The following is a 480-nucleotide window of genomic DNA, read 5'->3' as shown; positions in this document are numbered from 1 at the left end:
GCTAAGCGGTTACGATTGCCGAGCAATATCATTTTGATATTTCAGCCTGCTCATTCTCCAGAATTAAACCCAATTGAGCGCGTTTGGTTATATTTGAAGCAAGGGTTGCGCTTTACTTTACCCAAAAATATGGATGAGTTGCGGCTTTTGGTGAAGAATCGTCTCTCCGAAATGACTAAATCTGTCATTGCTTCCCTTGTCGGTAGAGATTCCATACTGGATGCTCTATCTGTTGCCTCTCTTTTGTGATTTGGTATTACAGATTGTATATCAATGGTAACGATGAAACAAATGGATGTTACCCAAATATTGACTCACGATCGCTTTTAGGAGACAGATTGCTGATGCGATCGCCTAAAAATTATGACTTGCAGTGGCGTTGTTGCATAAAAGAGGGTAGGGGAAGGTAAATTAGATATTAATCAGGAGATGAAACCGTAACAAATGAAACAGCAATATCAGATCCGCAACTGGTCAGAG

At 40.4% G+C, this 480-nt stretch carries 1 protein-coding gene; it reads left to right on the top strand.

The window, feature by feature from the left end; genetic code table 11:
• A partial coding sequence (locus tag CQ839_RS24675) for a transposase (protein WP_181016170.1) occupies window positions 1-249 on the top strand: 249 nt, incomplete at its 5' end.
• Window positions 250-480: the final 231 nt, after the last annotated feature.

The organism is Pseudanabaena sp. BC1403 (genome assembly GCF_002914585.1).
Classification (GTDB): domain Bacteria; phylum Cyanobacteriota; class Cyanobacteriia; order Pseudanabaenales; family Pseudanabaenaceae; genus Pseudanabaena.
The sequence above is the reverse complement of the archived record's forward strand: the minus strand, read 5'-3'. Positions and strand labels throughout refer to the sequence as shown.